Below are 3,954 nucleotides of genomic sequence, written 5' to 3' on the forward strand. Positions count from 1 at the left end.
CCGGTCACGTCGAATTCGGCGGTGGCGTGGGAGACTTGACTGTAGCCGACGTAGGTGCCGTTGAGCCACGCGTAGAAGCATGAGTCGACGCCTTCGAATGTCAGGGTGCATGTCGGCGCGGCGGGGTCGCTCTGGTAGGCGAATTCGGTGACATATGCGCCTGCGGGATTGTCGTGGGGGACGTGGGGCGGATCGAGGGGGATCGGATAGCGGATATTGGTGTACTGGTGGGAGTCGTACCCCTGGAACTGCCATGTGCCGGGAACTCGTATGTCGTCGAATGCCGCCCACTCGTCGGCCTCGTCCCAAAAGCGGGGGACGTTCCGGACGCTGGGGTAGTACCGGAAGCGCCACCATCCGTTGAGGAGTTGGAAGCGTTCCGACTGCTCCCGGTCCACCATGTCGTATGCGGCGGTTGTGGAATCGGGGACGTAATAGGCGCGCGGGGGCAGGGTGTTCTCATGGAGGACGGAGAGATTCTCGAAGTGGCGAGCGACATGCATCAGTGACTCTCCTTCAGACTCGATTGTCAGCGGAAGCCGACCACCTTTCAAATGGCGACGTCATCATTCTATGATTTACTGTAAGTATTTGTGTGAATATCGTGAAAATAGTAGAGAAGCATCCCATTAAATGATGACGCTGCCATTTCAAGGGGTGATAGATGTGGACCCGTATGCGTCGCGTCGCGTGGTCGCGACGCGACGATCTGCTCGACGCTATCCGTTCAGCAGATGGATGTCGGCTTGGTATCGTCGCACCATGAGACCGCCACGCACCCCCGCGAGAGCTGCGTCGATCGGCGACGTCGCGCGCCTGGCCGGCGTCTCGCCGCAGACCGTCTCCCGCGTGTCCAGGGGCTCGGATAAGGTTCGCCCGCAGACGCGCGACAAGGTGCTCATCGCGATGGAGCAATTGGGGTACTCGCCGAATCAAGCTGCCCGTGCACTGCGCAATGGCACATTGAAGATCGTCGGGGTCCTCACCCAGCAGATCGAGCGAACGGGTGAGGCTCGCACGACCTCCGGAGTCCTCGAGGCCGCGAAGCGGCTGGGCTATGCCGTTATCGTCTCCCAAGTCACGCATCCCGAAACCGACGAGGTCCACGACGCTCTCATGCAATTGGCGCACCAGCCGATCGACGGACTGGTCATCGTCCAATCGGGCACGGCAACTTTCGAGCACCTCGCCCTCCCGCCGGGACTGCCCGTCGCCTCCTCCGACTCCGCCCTGGTCGGCTACTACCCCTCGGCGTCTGCGGACCAGGTGCAGGGGGTGCGCGACGCGGTCGGACTGCTCCTCTCCTTGGGACATCGGACGGTCCACCACGTCACCGGGCCCGCGGACTCCCAGTCGGCGGCGATCCGATCAGCTGCGTGGGTGCGGCGGCTGGAGGAAGAGGGGATCGCGCCCCCCGCCCCCATCACCGGTGGATGGGAGTCCTCCGATGGGTATCGCGCAGGTCTGCGACTCGCCGACGACCCGAGTGCTACTGCAGTCTTTTGCGCCAATGATGAGGTCGCCCTTGGTCTGGTCCGGGCGATGCATGAGAGGGGGCGCCGGGTTCCCCAGGATGTGTCCGTCGTGGGATTCGACGGGCTCCCCCTGAGTGAATACGCTTTTCCGCCCCTGACGACGGTCGCGCAGGACTTCCATCGTGCCGGGGAGGCGATGATCGACCTCATCAAGGAGCAACTCGACGGGGGGGCGCGCGATGGGAGTCGTCGAATCATCATTCCGACCAGATTGGTCGTGCGTGCGAGCACCGCGCCGCCGGGTGGGGGTGCCTGAGTAAGCGGTGGCCCACTAGCAGGCCATGCCGCGCAACTACAGCTAGGACTTTGTCCACTATCATCGCGATGTCCTCGATCGGGGATATCGCACTATTGTCCTCGATCAAGGACATGTCTTAAAATGTCCTTGATGAAGGACATGGAGGTTGTCGTGTATGCAGGGACTCCGAAGGAGATAGGCGCAGCCGTTGCGCAAGCGCGGCAGAACTGTGGATGGACGCAAGCGGAACTTGCGCGACGAGTCGGAGTGAACCGCAAATGGATCATCTCCCTAGAATCCGGTTCTCCCAATGTGCGACTCTCTCTCGTGCTGCGCACGCTGAGAGCATTGAACCTCGAGATTGATCTTATCCCCAGTGATCACGGTGATGATCTGGCAGAACTGCTCACCTTGGTCGGTCGGTCATGAGTAGGTGTCTTCACGGGTATCTCGCAGGTACCCCCATCGGTACGTTCATCGAAGACAGAAGACAGATATCCTTCACCTACGACGACGCCTACTGCGCCAGCCATTTATCGACTCCATTGTCTTTATCGATGCCGATGCAACAGCGGAGTTTTAAGGGTGCTGTCGTTGCCAACTGGCTCGAGAATCTACTGCCGGAGTCGGAACAGACCCGTCGCCGGATTGCTCAAAAGCTTGGTATAGGATCAACTTCTGCGTTTTCTCTCCTTGCACACATCGGGCATGATCTTGCAGGTGCGATTCAGCTCTTGCCCGAAGGAGAGTCCCCCTCGTCGGAGGGATCGCTTACGCCGCATACTGAGGCGAGCATCGCGCAGCGAATCCGAGAACTTCATGCAGGCGCCGGGCTCACCATGCACGAGGGCGACGTTGGACGATGGTCGCTTGCCGGTCAACAGGGGAAGTTCGCGCTCGCCCTCGTGAACGGACACTGGATGGAACCAGGAGGGCGAGCACCATCCACCCATATCTTCAAGGTGGGGATCACGGGTCTCGCATATTCGGACCTGGCGGAATACGCAACGATGCGTGCAGCGCAGTTGCTCGGGTTGCACACAGCACCTATCCGCCTCGAGCACTTCGAGGATGAGACAGCAGTCATCGTCACTCGTTATGACCGTGTCATCACAGAAGGACAGGTACGCAGGCTGCATCAGGAAGACTTCTGCCAAGCTCTGGGACTAGGCCCTGAGAGGAAGTATCAAAGCGATGGAGGCCCGCGAATCCGTGATATGTCTTCCCTGCTCGCTGACATGAGTCGACCGCATGAAGATACTGCTGAACTCGCTCGGTGGCATGCGTTCAATCTCGTCGCCGCGTGTCCCGACGGGCACGCGAAGAACCTTTCGATCATCTTGTCTGGACGCGCCCGTGTCCTCGCGCCCTTCTACGATCTCATCTCGGGTTTGTTCATCCTTTCCGAAACCGAGGTCGGCCACAAGGCGAAACTCGCGTTGAAGTTCGGAGGGGAGTACAGGATCGGTGCCGTCAGTGAGCATCATGCTGTCAAGGCGGCCAAAGAACTCGGGGTTGACCCTCACTGGTTCGTCACGACGATTATTGATTACGCCACGCGACTTCCGGGTGCTTTCGAAGTATCGATCGACGAGGTCGAACTCTATCTGACAGCTGCCCGAGCGGATGCTCTGAGGCAACGGGTCGCGCGGCGGTGCGACGACGTTGTACGCCGCTTCAGCTAACCGGCGCCATCATCTACGGATCAGAAACGTTATCGGGCAAAGTATCGCCACCCATCCGGCTATCCTGAAACCACCGGACCGGGCCGATGGAGAGGATGACGGTGAAGAAGCTGCTCCGCACTGCTCATCGGCTCCTCACCAAACCCGAGTTCTCGATCCTCATCCCTCTAGACGGTTCCGAGAAGCCCGATGTCGTGGAGAAGACTCTGCGCTCCGCATTGAACCAGAGTCTCAGGAATATCGAGGTCGTCGTCGCCCACATGAGCGCAGGACAGGACACCATCGAGCGGCTCGAGTTCCTGCGAGGCAGGGACACGCGGATCCGACTGCGCCGCGTCAGCCGCTCTCATGACGATCAGTACGCCACCGTGCTGTCCGAGGCCGCCAGTATCGCACGAGGCCGTTACATGCTCCCCCTCCACTGCCCTGCTCGCCTCACGAAGGGAATACTCGACACGATTCGCGACCGCGCCGCATCCGATCGGACGGACCTCGT

General features: G+C 60.5%; 5 protein-coding genes. 4 read left to right on the plus strand and 1 reads right to left on the minus strand.

Annotated elements, in window-relative coordinates:
- Positions 1-503, minus strand: a 503-nt coding sequence (locus BQ7471_RS00005) for a sugar-binding domain-containing protein (protein WP_328586638.1), incomplete at its 3' end; no start/stop codon positions are given.
- 259 nt (positions 504-762) lie between these two features.
- Here BQ7471_RS00005 and BQ7471_RS00010 point away from each other — a divergent pair.
- The 4 genes from BQ7471_RS00010 to BQ7471_RS00025 all read left to right on the plus strand — a co-directional run.
- Positions 763-1,791 carry a LacI family DNA-binding transcriptional regulator gene (locus BQ7471_RS00010; protein WP_205408219.1) on the plus strand — a complete coding sequence of 343 codons (1,029 nt, stop codon included), beginning with the start codon at positions 763-765 and terminating at the stop codon, positions 1,789-1,791.
- 132 nt (positions 1,792-1,923) lie between these two features.
- Complete coding sequence (locus tag BQ7471_RS00015) at positions 1,924-2,202, plus strand: helix-turn-helix transcriptional regulator (RefSeq protein ID WP_205408220.1); 279 nt, start codon at positions 1,924-1,926, stop codon at positions 2,200-2,202.
- Positions 2,199-3,458, plus strand: coding sequence for a type II toxin-antitoxin system HipA family toxin (locus BQ7471_RS00020; RefSeq protein WP_076463244.1), 1,260 nt, complete (start codon positions 2,199-2,201; stop codon positions 3,456-3,458). Before BQ7471_RS00015 ends, BQ7471_RS00020 begins: the two co-directional genes overlap by 4 nt.
- 95 nt (positions 3,459-3,553) lie before the next feature.
- Positions 3,554-3,954, plus strand: a 401-nt coding sequence (locus BQ7471_RS00025) for a glycosyltransferase family A protein (RefSeq protein WP_205408221.1), incomplete at its 3' end; no start/stop codon positions are given.

This window comes from Actinomyces mediterranea, from assembly GCF_900155595.1.
Lineage (GTDB): Bacteria > Actinomycetota > Actinomycetes > Actinomycetales > Actinomycetaceae > Pauljensenia > Pauljensenia mediterranea.